17 protein-coding genes are annotated in these 18,224 nt (G+C 68.1%); 16 read left to right on the forward strand and 1 reads right to left on the reverse strand.

Annotated elements, in window-relative coordinates; genetic code table 11:
• Positions 1–2 precede the first annotated feature (2 nt).
• The 8 genes from VGN58_RS09260 (at position 3) to VGN58_RS09295 (ending at position 5,767) form a co-directional block, all read left to right on the forward strand.
• Complete coding sequence (locus VGN58_RS09260; protein WP_327482958.1) at positions 3–365, forward strand: GntR family transcriptional regulator; 363 nt, start codon at positions 3–5, stop codon at positions 363–365.
• Entirely contained in the window at positions 365–1,240 is an 876-nt protein-coding gene (locus VGN58_RS09265; protein WP_327482959.1) for an ABC transporter ATP-binding protein, read from the forward strand. The genes VGN58_RS09260 and VGN58_RS09265 overlap by 1 nt, the downstream gene beginning before the upstream one ends.
• Complete coding sequence (locus tag VGN58_RS09270; protein WP_327482960.1) at positions 1,237–2,232, forward strand: ABC transporter permease; 996 nt, start codon at positions 1,237–1,239, stop codon at positions 2,230–2,232. Before VGN58_RS09265 ends, VGN58_RS09270 begins: the two co-directional genes overlap by 4 nt.
• 53 nt (positions 2,233–2,285) lie before the next feature.
• Positions 2,286–2,954, forward strand: a complete 669-nt coding sequence (locus VGN58_RS09275; RefSeq protein ID WP_327482961.1) for a hypothetical protein — start codon at positions 2,286–2,288, stop codon at positions 2,952–2,954.
• Positions 2,955–3,016: 62 nt separating this feature from the next.
• The gene (locus VGN58_RS09280; protein ID WP_327482962.1) at positions 3,017–3,691 is read left to right on the forward strand and encodes a hypothetical protein; all 675 of its coding nucleotides are present in this window, start codon (positions 3,017–3,019) and stop codon (positions 3,689–3,691) included.
• Between the two features lie 70 nt (positions 3,692–3,761).
• Positions 3,762–4,598, forward strand: a complete 837-nt coding sequence (locus VGN58_RS09285) for a hypothetical protein (RefSeq protein WP_327482963.1) — start codon at positions 3,762–3,764, stop codon at positions 4,596–4,598.
• Between the two features lie 16 nt (positions 4,599–4,614).
• The gene (locus VGN58_RS09290) at positions 4,615–5,277 is read left to right on the forward strand and encodes a hypothetical protein (RefSeq protein ID WP_327482964.1); all 663 of its coding nucleotides are present in this window, start codon (positions 4,615–4,617) and stop codon (positions 5,275–5,277) included.
• Positions 5,278–5,341: 64 nt separating this feature from the next.
• Positions 5,342–5,767 (forward strand): hypothetical protein, encoded by a 426-nt coding sequence (locus VGN58_RS09295; RefSeq protein WP_327482965.1) that lies wholly within the window; start codon positions 5,342–5,344, stop codon positions 5,765–5,767.
• Between the two features lie 15 nt (positions 5,768–5,782).
• Here VGN58_RS09295 and VGN58_RS09300 read toward each other — a convergent pair whose 3' ends face one another.
• Entirely contained in the window at positions 5,783–7,219 is a 1,437-nt protein-coding gene (locus VGN58_RS09300; protein ID WP_327482966.1) for a class II fumarate hydratase, read from the reverse strand.
• Positions 7,220–7,357: 138 nt separating this feature from the next.
• Between VGN58_RS09300 and purB the strand changes: the two genes are divergently transcribed.
• The 8 genes from purB to lpdA all read left to right on the forward strand — a co-directional run bounded on the left by purB (position 7,358) and on the right by lpdA (position 18,183).
• Positions 7,358–8,725: an adenylosuccinate lyase gene (gene purB / locus VGN58_RS09305; protein ID WP_327482967.1), complete on the forward strand. Its 1,368-nt coding sequence runs from the start codon at positions 7,358–7,360 to the stop codon at positions 8,723–8,725.
• A gap of 23 nt (positions 8,726–8,748) precedes the next feature.
• On the forward strand, positions 8,749–9,147 hold the full coding sequence (locus VGN58_RS09310) for a VOC family protein (protein WP_327482968.1): 399 nt from the start codon (positions 8,749–8,751) through the stop codon (positions 9,145–9,147).
• Positions 9,144–10,049: a subclass B3 metallo-beta-lactamase gene (gene bla / locus VGN58_RS09315; protein ID WP_327482969.1), complete on the forward strand. Its 906-nt coding sequence runs from the start codon at positions 9,144–9,146 to the stop codon at positions 10,047–10,049. The genes VGN58_RS09310 and bla overlap by 4 nt, the downstream gene beginning before the upstream one ends.
• Before the next feature lie 86 nt (positions 10,050–10,135).
• Positions 10,136–11,377, forward strand: a complete 1,242-nt coding sequence (locus VGN58_RS09320; RefSeq protein ID WP_327482970.1) for a cupin domain-containing protein — start codon at positions 10,136–10,138, stop codon at positions 11,375–11,377.
• The gene (locus VGN58_RS09325) at positions 11,374–12,285 is read left to right on the forward strand and encodes a GNAT family N-acetyltransferase (protein ID WP_327482971.1); all 912 of its coding nucleotides are present in this window, start codon (positions 11,374–11,376) and stop codon (positions 12,283–12,285) included. Before VGN58_RS09320 ends, VGN58_RS09325 begins: the two co-directional genes overlap by 4 nt.
• Before the next feature lie 183 nt (positions 12,286–12,468).
• The gene (locus tag VGN58_RS09330; protein WP_327482972.1) at positions 12,469–15,297 is read left to right on the forward strand and encodes a 2-oxoglutarate dehydrogenase E1 component; all 2,829 of its coding nucleotides are present in this window, start codon (positions 12,469–12,471) and stop codon (positions 15,295–15,297) included.
• Positions 15,298–15,339: 42 nt separating this feature from the next.
• A complete protein-coding gene (gene sucB, locus VGN58_RS09335; protein ID WP_327482973.1) occupies positions 15,340–16,560 on the forward strand; it encodes a dihydrolipoyllysine-residue succinyltransferase in 1,221 nt (406 codons plus the stop codon).
• Positions 16,561–16,746: 186 nt separating this feature from the next.
• Positions 16,747–18,183 (forward strand): dihydrolipoyl dehydrogenase, encoded by a 1,437-nt coding sequence (gene lpdA / locus VGN58_RS09340; protein WP_327482974.1) that lies wholly within the window; start codon positions 16,747–16,749, stop codon positions 18,181–18,183.
• Positions 18,184–18,224: the final 41 nt, after the last annotated feature.

Below are 18,224 nucleotides of genomic sequence, written 5' to 3' on the forward strand. Positions count from 1 at the left end.
CCATGGCGCCCATCCAATGGAGCGACGGTGCTCCCATCTACCGTCAGTTGAAGGACCGCGTGATCGCCATGATGCTGGACGGCATCCTCAAGCCGGGCGACGCGCTGCCGTCCGTCCGCCAGGTGGCGGCGGAGTACCAGCTGAATCCGATCACCGTCTCGCGCGCCTACCAGGAACTGGCGGACGAAGCGCTGGTGGAAAAGCGCCGCGGCTTGGGCATGTTCGTCACCGACGAAGCCGCCAAGAAGCTTCGCGGCAGCGAGCGCGAGCGGTTCCTGACCGAAGAGTGGCCGGCCGTCGCCGAGCGCATCGAGCGCTTGGGCCTGTCCGTCGAAGAGTTGCTGCAATCCAAGGGGAACAAGTGATGAATGCTGCAATCGCCAACACCGTGGTGTCGGCCCACGGCCTGCGCAAGGCTTACCGGAACAAGCTTGCGCTGGACAACACCGGTTTCGAGATCGAAGCGGGCAAGATCATCGGCCTGATCGGCCCCAACGGGGCCGGCAAGACCACCGCGCTGAAGGCCATCCTGGGCCTGACGCCGTTCGAGGGCCAGCTGAAGGTGCTGGGCCTGGACCCGCGCAAGGACCGCGACGAACTGATGAAGGACGTCTGCTTCATCGCCGACGTCGCCGTGCTGCCGCGCTGGATGAGGGTGAAGGAAGCCATCGACTTCGTCGCCGGCGTCCATCCGCGCTTCGACCGCGCCAAGTGCGAGCGCTTCATCGCCAACACCCAGCTCAAGCCCAACCTGCGCGTGCGTGAGATGTCCAAGGGCATGATCGTGCAGCTGCACCTGGCGCTGGTGATGGCCATCGACGCCAAGCTGCTGGTGCTGGACGAACCCACGCTGGGTCTGGACATCCTCTACCGCAAGCAGTTCTACCAGCGCCTGCTGGAGGATTACTTCGACGAGCAGAAGACCATCATCGTCACCACCCACCAGGTGGAGGAGATCGAGCACATCCTCACCGACGTGATGTTCATCCGCGACGGCAAGATCGTGCTGACCGCGCAGATGGAAGACGTGGCCGAACGCTACACCGAAGTCCTGGTCAGCGGCGATGCCGTGGACCAGGCGCGCGCCCTGAAACCCATCGACGAGCGCGCCCTGCCCTTCGGCAAGACCGTGCTGCTGTTCGACGGCGCACCGAAGGGACAGCTCGCCGCCCTCGGCGAAACCCGCACCCCTGGCCTGGCCGACCTGTTCGTCGCCATCATGAAAGGAACCTACGCATGAACGCCGTGACATCGACATTGGGCAAATCCTCCAAGCCGGGCGCGTTCACGTGGTTGCTGAAGCGCGAGTTCTGGGAGAACCGCGGCGGCTTCTTCTGGGCCCCGGTCATCACCGGCGGCATCTTCGTAGTGCTGAACGTAATCCTGGCGGTCGTCGGCAGCATCGCGGCACGCGGTTCGATGGGCGGCGGTTTCGACATCGATGAAGCGCCGCGCAAGGCGGAGATGATCGTCGGCGGCATCGGCGACGGCATGCTGCTGGGTGGCGTGATGCTGGCCTGCGTGGTGCTGGCCTTCGTGGTGTTCTTCTATGCGCTGGGCACGCTGTACGACGACCGTCGCGACCGCAGCGTGCTGTTCTGGAAGTCGCTCCCGATCTCGGACACGCACATGGTGCTGTCCAAGCTGACCTGGGCACTGCTGCTGGCCCCGCTGCTGGCGGTCGGCGTGGGCATCCTGATCGGGCTGGCGATGTGGCTGATCTCGGCGCTGACCATCACCGTCAACGGGTTGCCGGCGGGCGGCGCGATCTTCACCCACTCGCATCCGCTGCGCATCATCGGCGGCGTGCTGTCCTCGCTGCCGGTCTACGCCTTCTGGGCGCTGCCGGCGGTGGGCTGGCTGATGTTCTGCTCGGCCTGGTCGCGCAGCAAGCCGTTCCTGTGGGCGGTGCTGGTGCCGGTGCTGGCCTGCGTGATCATCAGCATGACCGACATCCTGCCGGGCCTGGAGATCCGCCACGACCTGATCTGGTACACCGTGGTCTACCGCGGCCTGGCCAGCGTGATTCCCGGCGCCTGGTTCCCCACCCTGTCCGGCGGCGCCGCCAACCCGCAGGCCGAGATCAATACGCCGGACGACCTGGCCAATGCCATCGACCTGACCCGCAGCTGGCAGGCCTTCGCCTCGGCCGACCTGTGGATCGGCGCGGTCATCGGCATCGCCCTGATCGTCGGCGCGATCTACCTGCGCCGCTGGCGCGAGAGCGAATAAACCCACTCCCTCAGGCGGGCCGCGACCGGCCCGCCGCCGACAAGGACACGGACATGCAGACCTCTCTTTCCCTGATGCGGCCCCTCTTGATGGTCGGCGTGCTGACGCTCGCCGCCTGCCAGCCGGCCGACAAGGACACGGACAAGATGCCCACGGGCGTCGTCGCCAAGGCGATGGACGAAGCGGCCAACAGCCTGGGCGACGCCAGCCAGGAAATGGAAAAGGCGCGCGGGGAAATCGCCGCAGCGCGCGAGAAGCTGGCCCTCGCCAACCTGTCGCTGAACCGCGACACCACCGAGCATCTGCCGAAGGCGGAAATCACGCCCGCCGGCGAGTTGCTGATCGAGGGCAAGGCAATCGCCACCACGCCGGAACAGAAGGCGCTGGTGCTGGCCTACCGCAACGAATTGCTGGGCGTGGTCGGCGACAGTATGGCCATCGGCATGGAAGGCGCGCGAGTCGGCATCGACGCTGCGGCCTCCGCGCTCAAGGGCATGCTGGCCGGCCAGTCCGGCGACGATATCGGCAAGCAGGTCGGCGACCAGGCCAAGGCGAAGATCAAGCCGATGGTCGCGCAACTGTGCACCCGCCTGCCCGGCCTGTTGTCGGCGCAGCGGGCACTGGCGACCGCCGTGCCCGAGTTCGCACCCTACGCCACCATGGACCAGGCCGACGTGGACGATTGCGCCGACGCCAACGGCAACGGCACATGGACGTTCTGAGGTTTTCCCGCCGCCTGCAGCGCGGCGGACCCCTTCGACTTTCGCCACGCGGAGAACCGGACATGCAACGCCTGCGCATCCACCACATCGTCGTACCGCTGCTGCTCACAGGCCTGATGTCGCTGGCGGCGCCGGCCGCCATCGCCAAGGACACCGGCATCCGCAGCGGGATCAGCGCAGACCTGGCCGATGCACGCGAGGAAGTCCGCGTCGAACTCGCGGCCGCCCGTCGTGAACTCGACACCGGCAACCTGCGGCTGGGTCAACACGTGCACTTCGGCACGTCGGGCAAGTACCGCAGCGAACCCGACCCCACGCTGCCGAAAGCGGAAATCACGCCGCAGGGCGACCTCCTGATCGGGGGCAAACCGGTCGTCATCGACAGCCGCCAGCGTCGCGACCTGCTGCTCTACCGTCGCCAGGTGATCGACATCGCCAAGGCCGGCATCGACATCGGCGAGCGCAGCGCGCAGGTCGCGCTGGACGCCGTGGACCGCGGCGTGCTCAGCCTGCTGGTCGGCGCCATGACCGGCAGCCTGGAGCGCCGTGTCGAGAAGACCGTGCTGGAGACCGTCGAACCGGGCGTGCGGCAGATCTGCCGCAGCCTGCCCGCATTGCGCGACAGCCAGCAGCGCCTGTCCGCCAGCCTGCCCGCGTTCCGCCCGTACGCGACGTTGAAGATGGACGACGTGGAGGATTGCGAGAAGGAGATCCGCCAGGAATTGGCGATGCGTTGACGGCGCGCTGCCCTGCTCTGTTGCTCGCCGCCCCGCCCGACACGACCCTGATCCCAGCCAGGAGCCCCCGATGCGCACTGCCCTGACGCCGTTCCCGATGCTCGCGCTGCTGATGCTGTCCGCGCCTACGCTGGCCTCGGACCGATACTGCAAGCACGAGGCCCCTCGCCAGCTGACGCTCGACATCGGCGACGCCAGGACCGTGGTGTTCGAGGTCGGTCCACATGACCTGACCGTGGCATCCCGTGCGGGCGCGCCCGCCGCGATGGAAGGCCGGGCCTGCAGCAGCCACGCCGACCGGCTGGACCGGTTGAAGATCGAGCAGCGACGCGCCGGCGACAAGCTGATCGTGCGGATGTACCAAGAAGGCAATGCCAGCAGCTTCTCCTTCGGCGCCCACTACGCGTACATGAACCTGACCGCGACCCTGCCCGATCAGCTGCCCGTGCAGGTGAAGGTCGGTTCGGGCGAAGCCGAGGTCACCGGCGCGCCCATCTTCAGCGCCGATGTCGGTTCCGGCCATGCCGTGGGCCGCGACATCCGTGGCCTCGTCGCCGCCTCGGTGGGGTCGGGTGAGATCGATATACACGGCGCCGGCAGCCTCAACGTGGTGTCGATCGGCTCCGGCGAAGTCGACGCGGAGAAGGTGCGCGGCCCGACCCAGGTCGGCAGCATCGGCTCGGGCGGCTTCCGCCTGTCCGGCGGCGGCGACGTCGAGATCCGCTCCATCGGTTCCGGCGGTGCGGAGCTTCGCGGCATCAGCGGCAACGTCACGGTCGGCTCGGTGGGTTCCGGCGGCGTGGACGTGCGCGATGTCACCGGCAACCTCACCGTCCGTTCGATCGGCAGCGGCGACGTCGACCACGACGGCGTGAACGGCAAGATCGATATCCCCAAGCGTCGTTGATTCCCGAGGAATGACCATGATCCGTACCTTCGCCATCGCGTTTTCCGTCGTGCTGCTGGCCGCCTGCTCGCCAGGCGCCGATGCGGATGCCGACAAGACCTCGTCCCGCGCGCTGTGGGGCCAGAACGTCAAGCTCGACAGCACGGGTCATCCGAAAGCCGAAGTGTCGGCGAAGGGCGACTTCATCGTCGATGGCAAGCCGGTGCCGGTGACCGACGCGCAGCGTGCGCTGCTCGTCGCCTACCACCGCGAGCTCGGCGGCATCGCCGACGCCGGCATCGCCACCGGCAAGGAAGGCGTGAAGCTGGCGGGCAAGGCGGTCGGTGCCGCGGTGAAGGGCATCTTCAGCGGCAATCCCGACCAGATCGAGCAGCAGATGGAAGCGGAGGCCAGGAAGGTGGAGTTGGAAGCGATGAAGATCTGCGATCGCCTGCCCGCCCTGTACAAGGCCCAGCAGGACCTGGTCGCCGCGCTGCCCGCATTCCGGCCCTACGCGGGCATGGAACCGAAAGACATCGAAGAGTGCCGCACCACGCACACCGGCGCCCATGAGGCCGGCGAGGAGGTCGGACGCGCCCTCGGCCGGGCGGTCAAGGGCGACGCGCCCGGAACCGTGGGCGATGCGGCGGCGGAAGCCGATGCGGCCGCTGCGCCGGCGGCGGATGCGCCCTCGCCCTGAGGATGACCGAGGCGCCGTCGCGCGCAGAACGTCGGCCCCTCCCCTCCTCCCCTCGAGGTCCGCCATGAAGTACCGCTGCATCATGTGGATGGTCGCCGCGATGACGGTATCCAGCGCACAGGCGGCGGACACACCGGACCTCGCCCGCGAGCAGGCCGTCCAGGACCATCTCGCCTACGTCGCCACGTTCGCCGTGCCGGTGCTGATCGAGAAATGCGCCACCACCGATGCGACCTATCTGGCACGCGCGGCGCCGGCCTACTTCCGCTACGTCAATGGCCATCAGGATCAGATCGAGCGCGGACGGCTGCTGACGCTGGCCGGATTCGGGCCGGATGAGACGCTGTCCGCGTATCGCACCCGCACCCTGGCCCAGCGCCCGGGCCGTCTGGATACCGGAACGCCCGAACAGAAGCAACGGATGTGCGAGGGCGCGCTGGCGATGCTGGGCGGGATGAAGATCCCTGGCGAGTGGCCGCCGCGCGACTGACGCGCGGCAACGTCGTCAACCGCCACCGCCTCCCGGCTTGCCGTGGATGCCGCCTTTCGCCAGCAGCGCCGGATCCAGCAGTCGCTTGAGGGTCTTTTCCGGTAGACCGGTGACCTCGCGCGCCACCTCCAGCACCGGCCGGTTCTGCTTGTAGGCCTGCTTGGCGATGGCCGCGCCCTTCTCGTAGCCGATCACCGGATTCAACGCCGTCACCAGGATGGGATTGCGCTCCAGTGCGTCCTGCACGCGATCGCCGCGCACCTTCAACCCGGCGATGCAGTCGTCGGCCAGCAGGCGCGACACGTTCGCGAGCAGTTGGATGCCGTCGAGCAGGTTGTGCGCGATCAGCGGCAGCGTGACGTTGAGCTGGAAATTGCCGGTCTGCCCCGCGACGGTCACCGCCGTGTGGTAGCCCATCACCTGCGCGCAGACCATCACCGTGGCTTCCGGAATCACCGGATTGACCTTGCCCGGCATGATCGAACTGCCCGGTTGCAGGGCCGGCAGCTCCACTTCGCCCAGGCCCGCCAACGGGCCCGAATTCATCCAGCGCAGGTCGTTGGCGATCTTGGTCAGCGCCACGGCGAGCGCACTGAGCTGGCCGGACAGCTCCACCGCGTCGTCCTGCGCGGCCAGGCCCTCGAACGTGTTGGCGGCGCTTTCGAAGCGCGTCTTCGTCATCGTGGACAACGCCTTCGCCACGCGTGCGCCGAAACGGGGATCGGCATTGATGCCGGTGCCGATGGCGGTGCCGCCCAGCGGCAGCCGGCGCACGCGCTTGAGGGTGTCCTCCAGGCGCGCCTGCGCCGACGACAGCTGCGCCGACCAGGCCGAGAATTCCTGGCCGAAGGTCAGCGGCATGGCATCCATCAGGTGCGTGCGGCCGGTCTTGACGACCTTGCCCAGCGCCTTGCCACGCGCATCGATGGTCTTGCGCAGGTGCCGGATGGCCGGCAGCAGGTCTTCCACCACCGCCAACTGCGCCGCCACGCGGATCGCGGTCGGGATGACGTCGTTGGAGCTCTGGCCCAGGTTGACGTGATCGTTCGGATGGACCGCCGCCTTGCCCGCCCGCGACGCCAGCGTGGCGATCACCTCGTTGGCGTTCATGTTGGACGAGGTGCCGGACCCGGTCTGGTACACGTCGATGGGAAAATGCGCGTCGTACTCGCCGGACGCGACGGCCTGTGCGGCACTGCGCACCGCCATGGCGATGCCCTTGGGCAGCAGTCCCAGGCCGGCATTGACCTCGGCCGCGGCGCTCTTGACCAGCCCCAGCGCGCGGATGAACCCGCGCGGCATCGCTCGTCCGGAAATCGGGAAGTTCTGCACGGCGCGCTGCGTCTGCGCGCCCCACAAGGCATCGGCGGGCACCCGCAATTCGCCCATGCTGTCGTGCTCGATCCGGGTACGTGCGCGGCGGGACGCGCCTGCCGTCTTCTTGCTGGTCATCGACCGTCTCCTGGGGGGATTCAGGGCGTGCGCGCCGGCACGGGGCCGGTGGCTGGCGAGGACCAAAGAATACGCCAGGCCGGTCCACCGGCTTCCCGGGGTAAAATGGAACGCTCCCTTTCAGCCGCCCTTGCCCCCATGTCGGATTCGTCCCTGCTCGCCCTGTCCCCGCTCGATGGCCGCTATGCCGGCAAGGTCGATGCGCTGCGCCCGATCTTCTCGGAGTACGGCCTGATCCGCGCCCGCGTGAAGGTGGAGGTGGAGTGGCTGCTGGCGCTGGGGGCCGAGCCGGGCATCACCGAGCTGCCGGCCTTCTCCGCCGCCGGCACGGCAAAGCTGCGGGCACTGGCCGACGGCTTCGGCGTGGCCCATGCCGCGCGCGTGAAGGAGATCGAACGCACCACCAACCATGACGTCAAGGCGGTGGAGTACTTCATCAAGGAGCAGCTGAAGGACGATGCCGAACTCGCCCCGGCGCTGGAGTTCGTCCACTTCGCCTGCACCAGCGAGGACATCAACAACCTGTCCTATGGCCTGATACTGGAACAGGCGCGTCGCGAGGTGCTGCTGCCCGCGCTCGATGGCGTCACCGCGACGCTGCGCACGCTGGCGCACGCGCAGGCGGCGCAGCCGATGCTGTCGCGCACGCACGGGCAGACCGCGTCGCCGACCACGCTGGGCAAGGAGATCGCCAATGTCGTGGCGCGCATCGAGCGCCAGCGCGCGCAGATCGCCGCGGTCGAACTGACCGGCAAGATCAACGGCGCCGTCGGCAACTACAACGCGCACGTGGCCAGCTACCCCGACGTGGACTGGCCGGCATTCGCCCAGCGCTTCGTCGAAGGCCTGGGCCTGGTGTTCAATCCGTACACCACGCAGATCGAGCCGCACGACAACGTCGCCGAGATCGGCGATGCCGCGCGCCGCGCCAACACCATCCTGATCGACCTCGCCCGCGACATCTGGGGCTACATTTCGCTGGGCTACTTCAAGCAGCGTCTGAAGGAAGGCGAAGTGGGCAGTTCCACCATGCCGCACAAGGTCAATCCGATCGACTTCGAGAACGCGGAAGGCAATTTCGGCATCGCCAACGCCCTGTTCGAGCACTTCAGCGCCAAGTTGCCGATCAGCCGCTGGCAGCGCGACCTGACCGACTCCACCGTGCTGCGCGCACTGGGCACGGCGTTCGGCCACACGCAGGTGGCGCTGGACTCGCTGGCCAAGGGCCTGGGCAAGCTGGAAGTGAACCCGCAGCGCCTGGACGCCGACCTCGATACCGCCTGGGAAGTGCTGGCCGAGGCCGTGCAGACCGTCATGCGCCGCCATGGCCTGCCGAATCCGTACGAACAGCTGAAGGCGCTGACGCGCGGCCAGGGCATCACCGCCGACTCGATGCGCGCCTTCGTCGAATCGCTGGATCTGCCGGCCGGGGACAAGCAGCGCCTGCGCGACATGACGCCGGGCAGCTACACGGGCCTGGCCGAACAGCTCGCACGGAACATCTGAACGGCGGACGCGAGGGAACGGCGATGCACCTGCTGATCAACATCGACGTTCCCGACCTGCCCGCCGCCGAAGCGCTGTACACCACCGCCTTCGGCCTGACCGCCGCACGTCGCTTCGGCGATGGCGGCGTGGAACTGCTGGGCGCGCAGGCGCCGATCTACCTGTTGCAGAACCCCTCCGGTTCGATCGCGGCCGCCAATGCGCCCCGCGATTACGCCCGCCACTGGACGCCCGTGCACCTGGACGTGGTGGTGGATTCCCTTGAACCTGCCCTCGCCCGCGCGCTGCAGGCCGGTCTTGCGCAGGAAACCGACATCCGCGAAACGAACTGGGGACGCATCGTCCGCCTGGCCGATCCCTGGGGCCACGGCTGGTGCCTGCTGCAGTTCGTCAACCGCGGCTACGACGAGATCGCCACATGACGCTCCGCACCACCTTGCTCTCCGCTTTGATTGCCCTCGCGCTTCCAACGGCCGCACGCGCTGCCGACACGCCCAACGCCAAGGCCTGCGCCGATGACGCCGGCTGGAACGACCCGGCCACGCCGCTGAAGGTGTACGGCAACACCTGGTATGTCGGCACCTGCGGCATCAGTGCGCTGCTGGTGACCTCCGATGCCGGCCACATCCTGATCGATGCTGGCACGCCGCAGGCCGGGCCGCAGATCCTGGCCAACATCCGCACGCTCGGCTTCGAGCCGCAGGACGTACGCGCCATCGTGTTCTCGCACGAGCACTTCGACCACGCCGGCAGTCTTGCGGAATTGCAGAAGGCCACGGGCGCGCCGGTGTATGCGCGCGCACCGGCCGTCGCGACGCTCACGCGCGGCGCTAGCGACCGCAGCGATCCGCAGCACGGGGTACTGGATCCGTTCGCGCCGGTCGAGCGCGTGGTCACGCTCGCCGACGACGGCGTGGTGCGGGTCGGGCCGCTGGTCCTGCAGGCCGTCGCATCACCCGGGCACACGCCCGGCGGCACCAGCTGGACCTGGCGCTCCTGCGAAGGCGATGCCTGCCATCAGATGGTCTACGCCGACAGCCTGACCGCGATCTCCGACGACGTGTACCGCTACAGCGACGACGCGGCGCACCCCGGCTACACCGCCGCGTTCCGCGCCACCCTGGCGCGCGTGGCGGCGCTGGACTGCGACGTGCTGGTCACCCCGCATCCCTCGGCAAGCGGGCTGTGGACGCGGATCGGACCGCGGGCGAATGCGCCTCTCGTGGATCGCGGCGCCTGCCGTGCCTACGCGCAGAAGGCCAGCGAGCGGTTGGACAAGCGTCTTGCCGACGAAGCCGCCCGTCCCGCGCCCGCGCGCCCCTGACCGGCCTCAATGCCGACCGTGCCGACCTCGGTGACGCCGGCGTTCCTCCTCTCCTGCATGGCCCCGCGCCGCGCGACACCAAGCCCATGACCAAGAAGATTTCCCCCCGCGCCGCCGCCCTGCCGTTCGAGATCGAAGCCACGCGCGAGCATCCCCTGGGCATGCCGGCCGACCGCTTCCTGCGCGACTACTGGCACAAGCGCCCGCTGCTGATCCGCAACGCCTTCCCGGATTTCGAAACGCCGGTGCAGCCGGAGGATCTCGCCGGCCTGGCCTGCGAGGAAGGCGTGCTGGCGCGCCTGATCAGCCTGGACCGGACGACGGGTGTCTGGGATGTGCGCACCGGCCCGTTCCAGGAAGAGGACTTCCCCGGCCTGCCGCACCACGACTGGACCCTGCTGGTGCAGGACGTGGACAAGTGGGATGCGGATGTCCGCCAGCTGCTGGAACAGTTCCGCTTCCTGCCGCGCTGGCGGGTGGACGACATCATGGTCAGCTTCGCCGCGACCGGCGGTTCGGTCGGCGCGCATGTGGACCATTACGACGTGTTCCTGCTGCAGGCGCAGGGCGAGCGGCGCTGGATGATCGATGCCAGCGTCGCGACGGGCAGGCCGGCGCCGGATCTCGCCTTCCAGGACGACGTGGCGATCAAGCTGCTGCGTACGTTCGATCCCACCCACGAGTGGGTGCTGTCGCCGGGCGACATGCTGTACCTGCCGCCGCTGGTGCCGCACCACGGCGTGGCCGAGAATCCCTGCCTGACCTTCTCGGTGGGCATGCGCGCGCCATCATCGGCCGAGCTGATCGGCGATTATCTGGACACGCTGATCGCCGATGCCGACGACACGCAGCGCTACCACGACGAAGACCTGACCGCACCGCAGGACCCCAACGAGATCGATGCCCGCGCGATGGAACGCGTGGTCGAGGCGCTCAATGCGCTGCGCATGAACGATCCGGACAAGGTCGGCGACTGGTTCGGCCGCTTCATCACCACCTATCGCGCCTCCGGCGACGTGATGCCGGCACCGGACGCGCCGTCGCGCATCGAGATGGAATGGGACCTGCAGCGCGGCGCGCAGCTGTTGCGTCATCCGTTCTCGCGCTTCGCATGGCGCCGGCGCAGCAAGGGCGCGACCCTGTTCTGCAATGGCGTGGACTACGAGCTGCCGGTGAAGGATGCCCAGCGGCTGGCGGCGCTGGAACGCCTGGATCGGGTGACGTATGGGGCATTGAGCGACGCCGGCCGCGACGCGGTGATGGCCCTGGCCGCGCAAGGCCACTACCAGGTTGCGCCGGAAGACGATCCGGCGAGCGAGGACGCATGACCACGACGCGCGACTTCCACGTCGAAGCCATCGACTACGCCTCCGGTGCCGCGCCGCTGCACCAGGTGCGCGACGTGGTGTTCGTGCAGGAGCAGCAGGTGCCGCCCGAGCTGGAGCGGGATGCGCTGGATCCGCTCAGCCATCATGTGCTGGCGCGCGATGGCGCCTGGACGCCGATCGGCACCGCCCGCCTGACGCCCGAGCATCGCATCGGCCGCATGGCCGTGCTGCCGGCGTGGCGCGGTCGCGGTGTCGGCGACGCGCTGCTGGTGGCGCTGCTGGATGAAGCCCGCCGGCGCCAGTGGCCCGATGTCTCGCTGCATGCGCAGCTCGCGGCCGAGACCTTCTACGCCCGTCACGGTTTCGTGCCGGAAGGACCGCGGTTCTTCGAGGCCGGCATCGAGCACCAGGGCATGCGGCGGCAACTGGCCGGGCCCACCGGCATCCTCCATCGGGCCGAAGCCGTCGCCATCACCATGGCCGTGGTGACCCAGGCACGCCGCTCGCTGGTCGTCTACAGCCGGGCGCTGGATCCGGGGCTGTGGGACGCACCGGCCGTCGTCGAGGCGCTGCGGCGCTTCGCCACGCACCGTGCCGGCGCGCAGGTGCAGCTGCTGCTGCAGGATGCGGGCACCCCGCAGCGCGCGCTGGCGCCCCTGATCGGCCTGGGCCAGCGGCTGCCCAGCGTGTTCGCCTTCCGCGAAGTCCAGGACCCGGTCGACCTGCCCTACACCGCCGCCTTCGTCGCCAACGACGACCACGGTTACTACTACCGTCCGCTGGGCAACCGCTTCGATGGCGAAGCGGGCCTGGCCCATGCCGGCCGCGCCCGCCAGCTGCGCGCGGAATTCGTCCAGATGTGGGAGCGTGCGCGTCCGGTCAGCGAGTACCGCGCACTGGGCCTGTAGCCGGCTGCCGGGCCTCGGGATGGCCGCCTTCGCGGGGCTGGTGCCTGCGTCTTTAGTCCAATCCGGTTACGCCCCGCTCCCGGCAAGGGGGTATAATTTCCCGGTTTTCGTCCTTGTCAGTGCAGTAGCGCGCCGCATGGACGCAAGCGCCCCTCGACTACCCCACTGCACGCCATCGCCATCGTGGACAACCTCCTGAAGCAGTTCGCGCAATCCTCGCAGCTCAACGGGGGCAACGCCTCCTACGTTGAAGACCTGTACGAGCAGTACCTCGTCTCCCCGGACAGCGTGGGCCCCAAATGGAAGGCCTACTTCGACGGCTTCAAGGGCCACGAGGCCGGCGATGTGCCCCATTCGGTGGTCATCCAGCAGATCGCCGACGCCGCCCGCCAGGCCGCCAACAACGGCCATGTCGTGGCCACGGGCGGCGACGAGCGCGAGCGCAACGTGGGCCGCCTGATCACCGCCTACCGGTCGCGTGGCCATCTCGGCGCCCGGATCGACCCGCTGGGCTTGACCCCGCCGGTCAACCCGCCGGACCTCGAGCTGTCGTTCCACAACCTGTCCGAGCGCGACCTGGACAGCGAATTCAGCACCGGCAATGTCGGCGGCAACACGCGCATGAAGCTGCGCGACCTGCTGGCCCGCCTGAAGGCCACCTACACCGGCCCGATCGGCGTGGAATTCATGCACATCCCGGAGGTCGAGCAGCGCCAGTGGCTGTACCAGCGCCTGGAGACCGCCGGTGGCCAGTTCGGCCTGTCCGACGACGCCAAGCGCCGTGCGCTGGAGCGCCTGACCGCCGCCGAGGGCCTGGAACGCTACCTGCACACCAAGTACGTCGGCCAGAAGCGTTTCTCGCTGGAAGGCGGCGATGCGCTGATCCCGCTGATGGACACGATGATCCGCAGCGCCGGCGAAGGCGGCGTCAAGGACATCGTGATCGGCATGGCCCACCGTGGCCGCCTCAATGTCCTGGTCAACACGCTGGGCAAGAGCCCGCGCAAGCTGTTCGACGAGTTCGAGGGCAAGTTCGAGCACGACAACGACCTGGCGCATGCCGGCGACGTGAAGTACCACATGGGCTTCTCCGCCGACATCGCGACGCCGGGCGGCCCGGTCCACCTGGCGCTGGCCTTCAACCCGTCGCACCTGGAAATCGTCGACCCGGTCGTGGCCGGCAGCGTGCGTTCCCGCCAGGAGCGCCGCAACGACGCCAAGCGCCAGAGCGTGTTGCCGATCATCATGCATGGCGATGCCGCGTTCGCCGGCCAGGGCGTGGTGATGGAACTGTTCCAGATGTCGCAGGCGCGCGGCTTCGCCGTCGGCGGCACGCTGCACGTGGTGATCAACAACCAGATCGGCTTCACCACCAGCAACAAGGAAGACGCCCGCTCCACGATGTACTGCACCGACGTGGCCAAGATGGTCGGCGCGCCCGTGTTCCACGTGAACGGCGACGATCCGGAAGCGGTGGTGTTCGTGGCGAAGATGGCGTACGACTTCCGCCAGCAATTCAAGAAGGACGTGGTGATCGACCTGGTGTGCTACCGCCGCCACGGCCACAACGAGGCCGACGAACCGGCGGCGACGCAGCCGGTGATGTACCAGACCATCCGCAAGCACCCGACCACGCGCGAGATGTACGCGGCCAGGCTGGAAAGCGCCGGCGTGATCCCGGCCGAGGGCGGCAAGGCGCTGGCCGATGCCTACCGCAACAAGCTGGACTCGGGCGAATACACCACCGAGCTGGCCAAGCAGAAGAGCGACGAACTGGCGATCGACTGGTCGAAGTACCTGTCGGGCAAGCTCAGCGATCCGGTCGACACCCGGGTCAAGCGCGCCTCGCTCGATTCGCTGGCCAAGATCATCACCACCATCCCGGCCGGCGTCGCGCTGCATCCGCGCGTGGCGAAGATCTACGAGGACCGCGTGAAGATGGCCGCGGGCGAACAGGCGGCCGACTGGGGCTTCGCCGAGAACCTCGCCTACGCGACGCTGCTGGCCGAAGGCAACGGCCTGCGCCTGGTCGGCCAGGACGCGGGGCGCGGCACGTTCTTCCACCGCCACGCGATCCTGCACGACCAGAAGACCGACAGTTACTACCTGCCGCTGCGGCAGCTGGTGGAACAGCCGGAACAGGCCACCATCATCGACTCGCTGCTCAGCGAGGAGGCGGTGATGGCGTTCGAATACGGTTTCTCGACCACCGACCCCAACACCCTGTGCATCTGGGAAGCGCAGTTCGGCGACTTCGCCAACGGCGCGCAGGTGGTGATCGACCAGTTCATCGCCGCCGGCGAGGCCAAGTGGGGCCGCATCAGCGGCCTGACCCTGCTGCTGCCGCACGGCTACGAAGGCCAGGGTCCGGAACACAGCTCCGCACGCCTGGAGCGCTTCCTGCAGCTGTGCGCGCTGGAGAACATGCTGGTCTGCGTGCCGACCACGCCTGCACAGGCGTACCACATGCTGCGCCGGCAGATGCGCATGACCACCCGCAAGCCGCTGGTGGTGATGACGCCGAAGTCGCTGCTGCGCCACAAGCTGGCCGTGTCCACGCTGGATGAGCTGGCCAATGGCGAGTTCCAGCACCTGATCCCCGACGCCGCCGCGGACGCCAGGAAGGTCAAGCGTGTCGTCGTGTGTTCCGGCAAGGTCTACTACGACCTGCTGGAAGACGCGCAGAAGCGCGGCCAGGACGATGTGGCGCTGGTGCGCGTGGAACAGCTGTACCCGTTCCCGCGCGAGCAGCTGGCCGCCGAACTGAAGCGCTACGGCAAGGCCACCGAGGTGGTCTGGTGCCAGGAAGAGCCGCAGAACCAGGGTGCGTGGTACCAGATCAAGCACCACCTGCAGGCCTGCCTGGCCGACAAGCAGACGCTGCACTACGCGGGTCGCGCGCGTTCGCCCTCGCCCGCCGCCGGCCACTTCGCCGAGCACGTCGAGGAACAGCTCAAGCTGGTCGCCGACGCACTGGTCAACAAGCTCGGCAACGACAACGTCGCCGAATAAGCCCCCACTCATTAGAACAACACCACCAGGACGTCCCATCCCATGGCCACTGAAGTCAAAGTTCCGGTTCTGCCCGAGTCCGTCTCCGATGCCACCATCGCCGCCTGGCACAAGAAGGTCGGCGACGCGGTCAAGCGCGACGAGAACCTGATGGACCTGGAAACCGACAAGGTCGTGCTGGAAGTGCCCTCGCCCGTCGATGGCGTGCTGAAGGAAATCAAGTTCAAGGAAGGCGACACGGTGACCAGCCAGCAGCTGCTGGCGATCATCGAGGAAGGCGCCGTGGCCGCGGCCGCGCCCGCCGCGGAAGAGAAGAAGCCCGCCGCAGGCGCCGAGGAAGTGCAGCCGAAGGCGGCCGCCGCCAAGGCCGACGCCGCCGCGCCGTCCAGCACCAAGCCGGCCCCGGCCGGCGCCGACGCGCTGCCCCCGGGCGCGCGCTTCACCGCCGTCACCCAAGGCATCGATCCGGCGAACGTGGAAGGCACGGGCCGTCGCGGCGCGGTGACGAAAGAAGACCTGATCAATTACGCCAGCGGCAAGACCTCCGGCGTGTCCGGTGGCGCACGTCCGGAAGAGCGCGTGCCGATGACCCGCATCCGCACGCGCATCGCCGAGCGCCTGATGCAGTCCAAGAACTCCATCGCCATGCTGACCTCGTTCAACGAGGTCAACCTGGCGAAGGTCATGGAGATGCGCAAGGAGCTGCAGGACGACTTCGTGAAGGCCAACGGCATCAAGCTCGGCTTCATGAGCTTCTTCGCCAAGGCCGCCGCCAACGCGCTGCAGCGCCATCCGATCGTCAATGCCTCGGTCGACGGCAACGACATCATCTACCACGGCTACGCCGACATCTCGATCGCCGTCTCCACCGAGAAAGGCCTGGTCACGCCGGTGCTGCGCAATGTCGAGCGCATGGGCTTCGGCGACATCGAGAAGGGCATCGCCGAGTACGCCAAGAAGGCGCGCGACGGCAAGCTGGGCTTGGAAGACCTGCAGGGCGGCACGTTCACCATCACCAACGGCGGCACCTTCGGTTCGCTGATGTCCACGCCCATCGTCAACCCGCCGCAGAGCGCCATCCTGGGCATGCACGCCATCAAGGACCGCGCCATCGTCGAGAACGGCCAGGTGATCGCCGCGCCGATGATGTACATCGCCCTGTCCTACGACCACCGCATCATCGACGGCAAGGACGCGGTGCTGTTCCTAGTCGACATCAAGAACCAGCTGGAAAACCCGCACCGCATGCTGCTTGGCATGTGACCAGTGCGAGCCCCTCTCCCGCCGGGAGAGGGGTTGGGGTGAGGGGCAACGGAGTCACGCCCTCTGGCCTCGCGACAAAACGCGGCAGCCTCACCTCTGATTTGGAGTCTCCCACTCCATCGCCCCTCATCCGCCCTTCGGGCACCTTCTCCCGAGGGGAGAAGGGAAAAGGCAAAGGACACTGAAATGGCTGAACAATTCGACGTCGTCGTCATCGGTGCCGGCCCGGCCGGCTACCACGCCGCCATCCGTGCCGCGCAGCTGGGCATGAAGGTCGCGTGCATCGACGCCGCGCTGGGCAAGGACGGCAAGCCCGCACTGGGCGGCACCTGCCTGCGCGTCGGCTGCATCCCGTCCAAGGCACTGCTGGATTCCTCGCACCAGTACCACAACCTGACCCACCAGTTCGAACAGCACGGCATCAGCGTCAAGGACGCGAAGATCGATGTGGGCACCATGGTCGGCCGCAAGGACGCCATCGTGAAGCAGTTCACCGGCGGCATCGCGCAGCTGTTCAAGGCCAGCAAGGTGACGGCCTATCACGGCTTCGGCCAGCTGCAGCCGGGCAACGTCGTCAAGGTGAAGCAGCACGACGGCAGCGAGGTCGAGCTCAAGGGCACCAACGTCATCCTCGCCGCCGGCTCGGATTCCATCGAGCTGCCGTTCGCGAAGTTCGACGGCGACACCATCGTCGACAACGTCGGCGCGCTGGACTTCACCGAGGTCCCCAAGCGCCTCGCGGTGATCGGTGCCGGCGTGATCGGGCTGGAGCTGGGCAGCGTGTGGAAGCGCCTGGGCGCCGAGGTCACCATCCTCGAAGCCCTGCCCGATTTCCTCGCCGTCGCCGACAGCGAAGTGTCGAAGGTCGCCGCGCGTGAATTCAAGAAGCAGGGCCTCGACATCCGCCTGGGCGCCAAGGTGTCGAAGACCGAGGTCACCGGCAAGGGCAAGAAGAAGGAAGTCGTGGTCACCTACAGCGACGCCGACGGCGAGAAGACGCTGACCGTGGACAAGCTGCTGGTCGCCGTGGGCCGTCGCGCTGCGAGCAAGGGCCTGCTGGCCGACGGCACCGGCGTCAGGCTCAACGAGCGCGGCCAGGTGGAAGTGGACGCGCACTGCCATACCGGCGTCGATGGCGTATGGGCGATCGGCGACTGCGTGCGTGGGCCGATGCTGGCGCACAAGGGCTTCGAGGAAGGCATCGCGGTCGCCGAGCTGATCGCCGGCCTGCCGGGCCACGTCAACTTCGACACCATCCCGTGGGTCATCTACACCTCGCCCGAGATCGCCTGGGTCGGCAAGACCGAGCAGCAGCTCAAGGCCGAAGGCGTGGCCTACAAGGCCGGCTCCTTCCCGTTCGCCGCGGTGGGCCGCGCGGTGGCGATGGCCGAGTCCGCCGGCTTCGTGAAGGTCATCGCCGACGCCGAAACCGACCGCGTGCTGGGCATGCACCTGGTCGGCGCCAACGTGTCGGAACTGGTGCACGAGGGCGTGCTCACCATGGAGTTCAAGGGCTCCGCGGACGACCTGGCCCGCATCTGCCATGCGCACCCGTCGTTGTCGGAAGCGGTGCACGACGCCGCGATGGCCGTGCACAAGCGCGCGATCCACAAGGCCAACTGATCCACCGGCCTGATGCGAACGGCCCGGTTTACCGGGCCGTT

The organism is Pseudoxanthomonas sp., assembly GCF_035999195.1.
In the GTDB taxonomy this organism is placed as follows: domain Bacteria; phylum Pseudomonadota; class Gammaproteobacteria; order Xanthomonadales; family Xanthomonadaceae; genus Pseudoxanthomonas_A.

Bases quoted from the DNA above. Each gene is read 5' to 3' on its own strand.
- VGN58_RS09260 (WP_327482958.1), top strand. From the start codon at position 3: ATGGCGCCCATCCAATGGAGCGACGGTGCTCCCATCTACCGTCAGTTG.
- VGN58_RS09265 (WP_327482959.1), top strand. From the start codon at position 365: ATGAATGCTGCAATCGCCAACACCGTGGTGTCGGCCCACGGCCTGCGC.
- VGN58_RS09270 (WP_327482960.1), top strand. From the start codon at position 1,237: ATGAACGCCGTGACATCGACATTGGGCAAATCCTCCAAGCCGGGCGCG.
- VGN58_RS09275 (WP_327482961.1), top strand. From the start codon at position 2,286: ATGCAGACCTCTCTTTCCCTGATGCGGCCCCTCTTGATGGTCGGCGTG.
- VGN58_RS09280 (WP_327482962.1), top strand. From the start codon at position 3,017: ATGCAACGCCTGCGCATCCACCACATCGTCGTACCGCTGCTGCTCACA.
- VGN58_RS09285 (WP_327482963.1), top strand. From the start codon at position 3,762: ATGCGCACTGCCCTGACGCCGTTCCCGATGCTCGCGCTGCTGATGCTG.
- VGN58_RS09290 (WP_327482964.1), top strand. From the start codon at position 4,615: ATGATCCGTACCTTCGCCATCGCGTTTTCCGTCGTGCTGCTGGCCGCC.
- VGN58_RS09295 (WP_327482965.1), top strand. From the start codon at position 5,342: ATGAAGTACCGCTGCATCATGTGGATGGTCGCCGCGATGACGGTATCC.
- VGN58_RS09300 (WP_327482966.1), bottom strand. From the start codon at position 7,219: ATGACCAGCAAGAAGACGGCAGGCGCGTCCCGCCGCGCACGTACCCGG.
- purB (WP_327482967.1), top strand. From the start codon at position 7,358: ATGTCGGATTCGTCCCTGCTCGCCCTGTCCCCGCTCGATGGCCGCTAT.
- VGN58_RS09310 (WP_327482968.1), top strand. From the start codon at position 8,749: ATGCACCTGCTGATCAACATCGACGTTCCCGACCTGCCCGCCGCCGAA.
- bla (WP_327482969.1), top strand. From the start codon at position 9,144: ATGACGCTCCGCACCACCTTGCTCTCCGCTTTGATTGCCCTCGCGCTT.
- VGN58_RS09320 (WP_327482970.1), top strand. From the start codon at position 10,136: ATGACCAAGAAGATTTCCCCCCGCGCCGCCGCCCTGCCGTTCGAGATC.
- VGN58_RS09325 (WP_327482971.1), top strand. From the start codon at position 11,374: ATGACCACGACGCGCGACTTCCACGTCGAAGCCATCGACTACGCCTCC.
- sucB (WP_327482973.1), top strand. From the start codon at position 15,340: ATGGCCACTGAAGTCAAAGTTCCGGTTCTGCCCGAGTCCGTCTCCGAT.
- lpdA (WP_327482974.1), top strand. From the start codon at position 16,747: ATGGCTGAACAATTCGACGTCGTCGTCATCGGTGCCGGCCCGGCCGGC.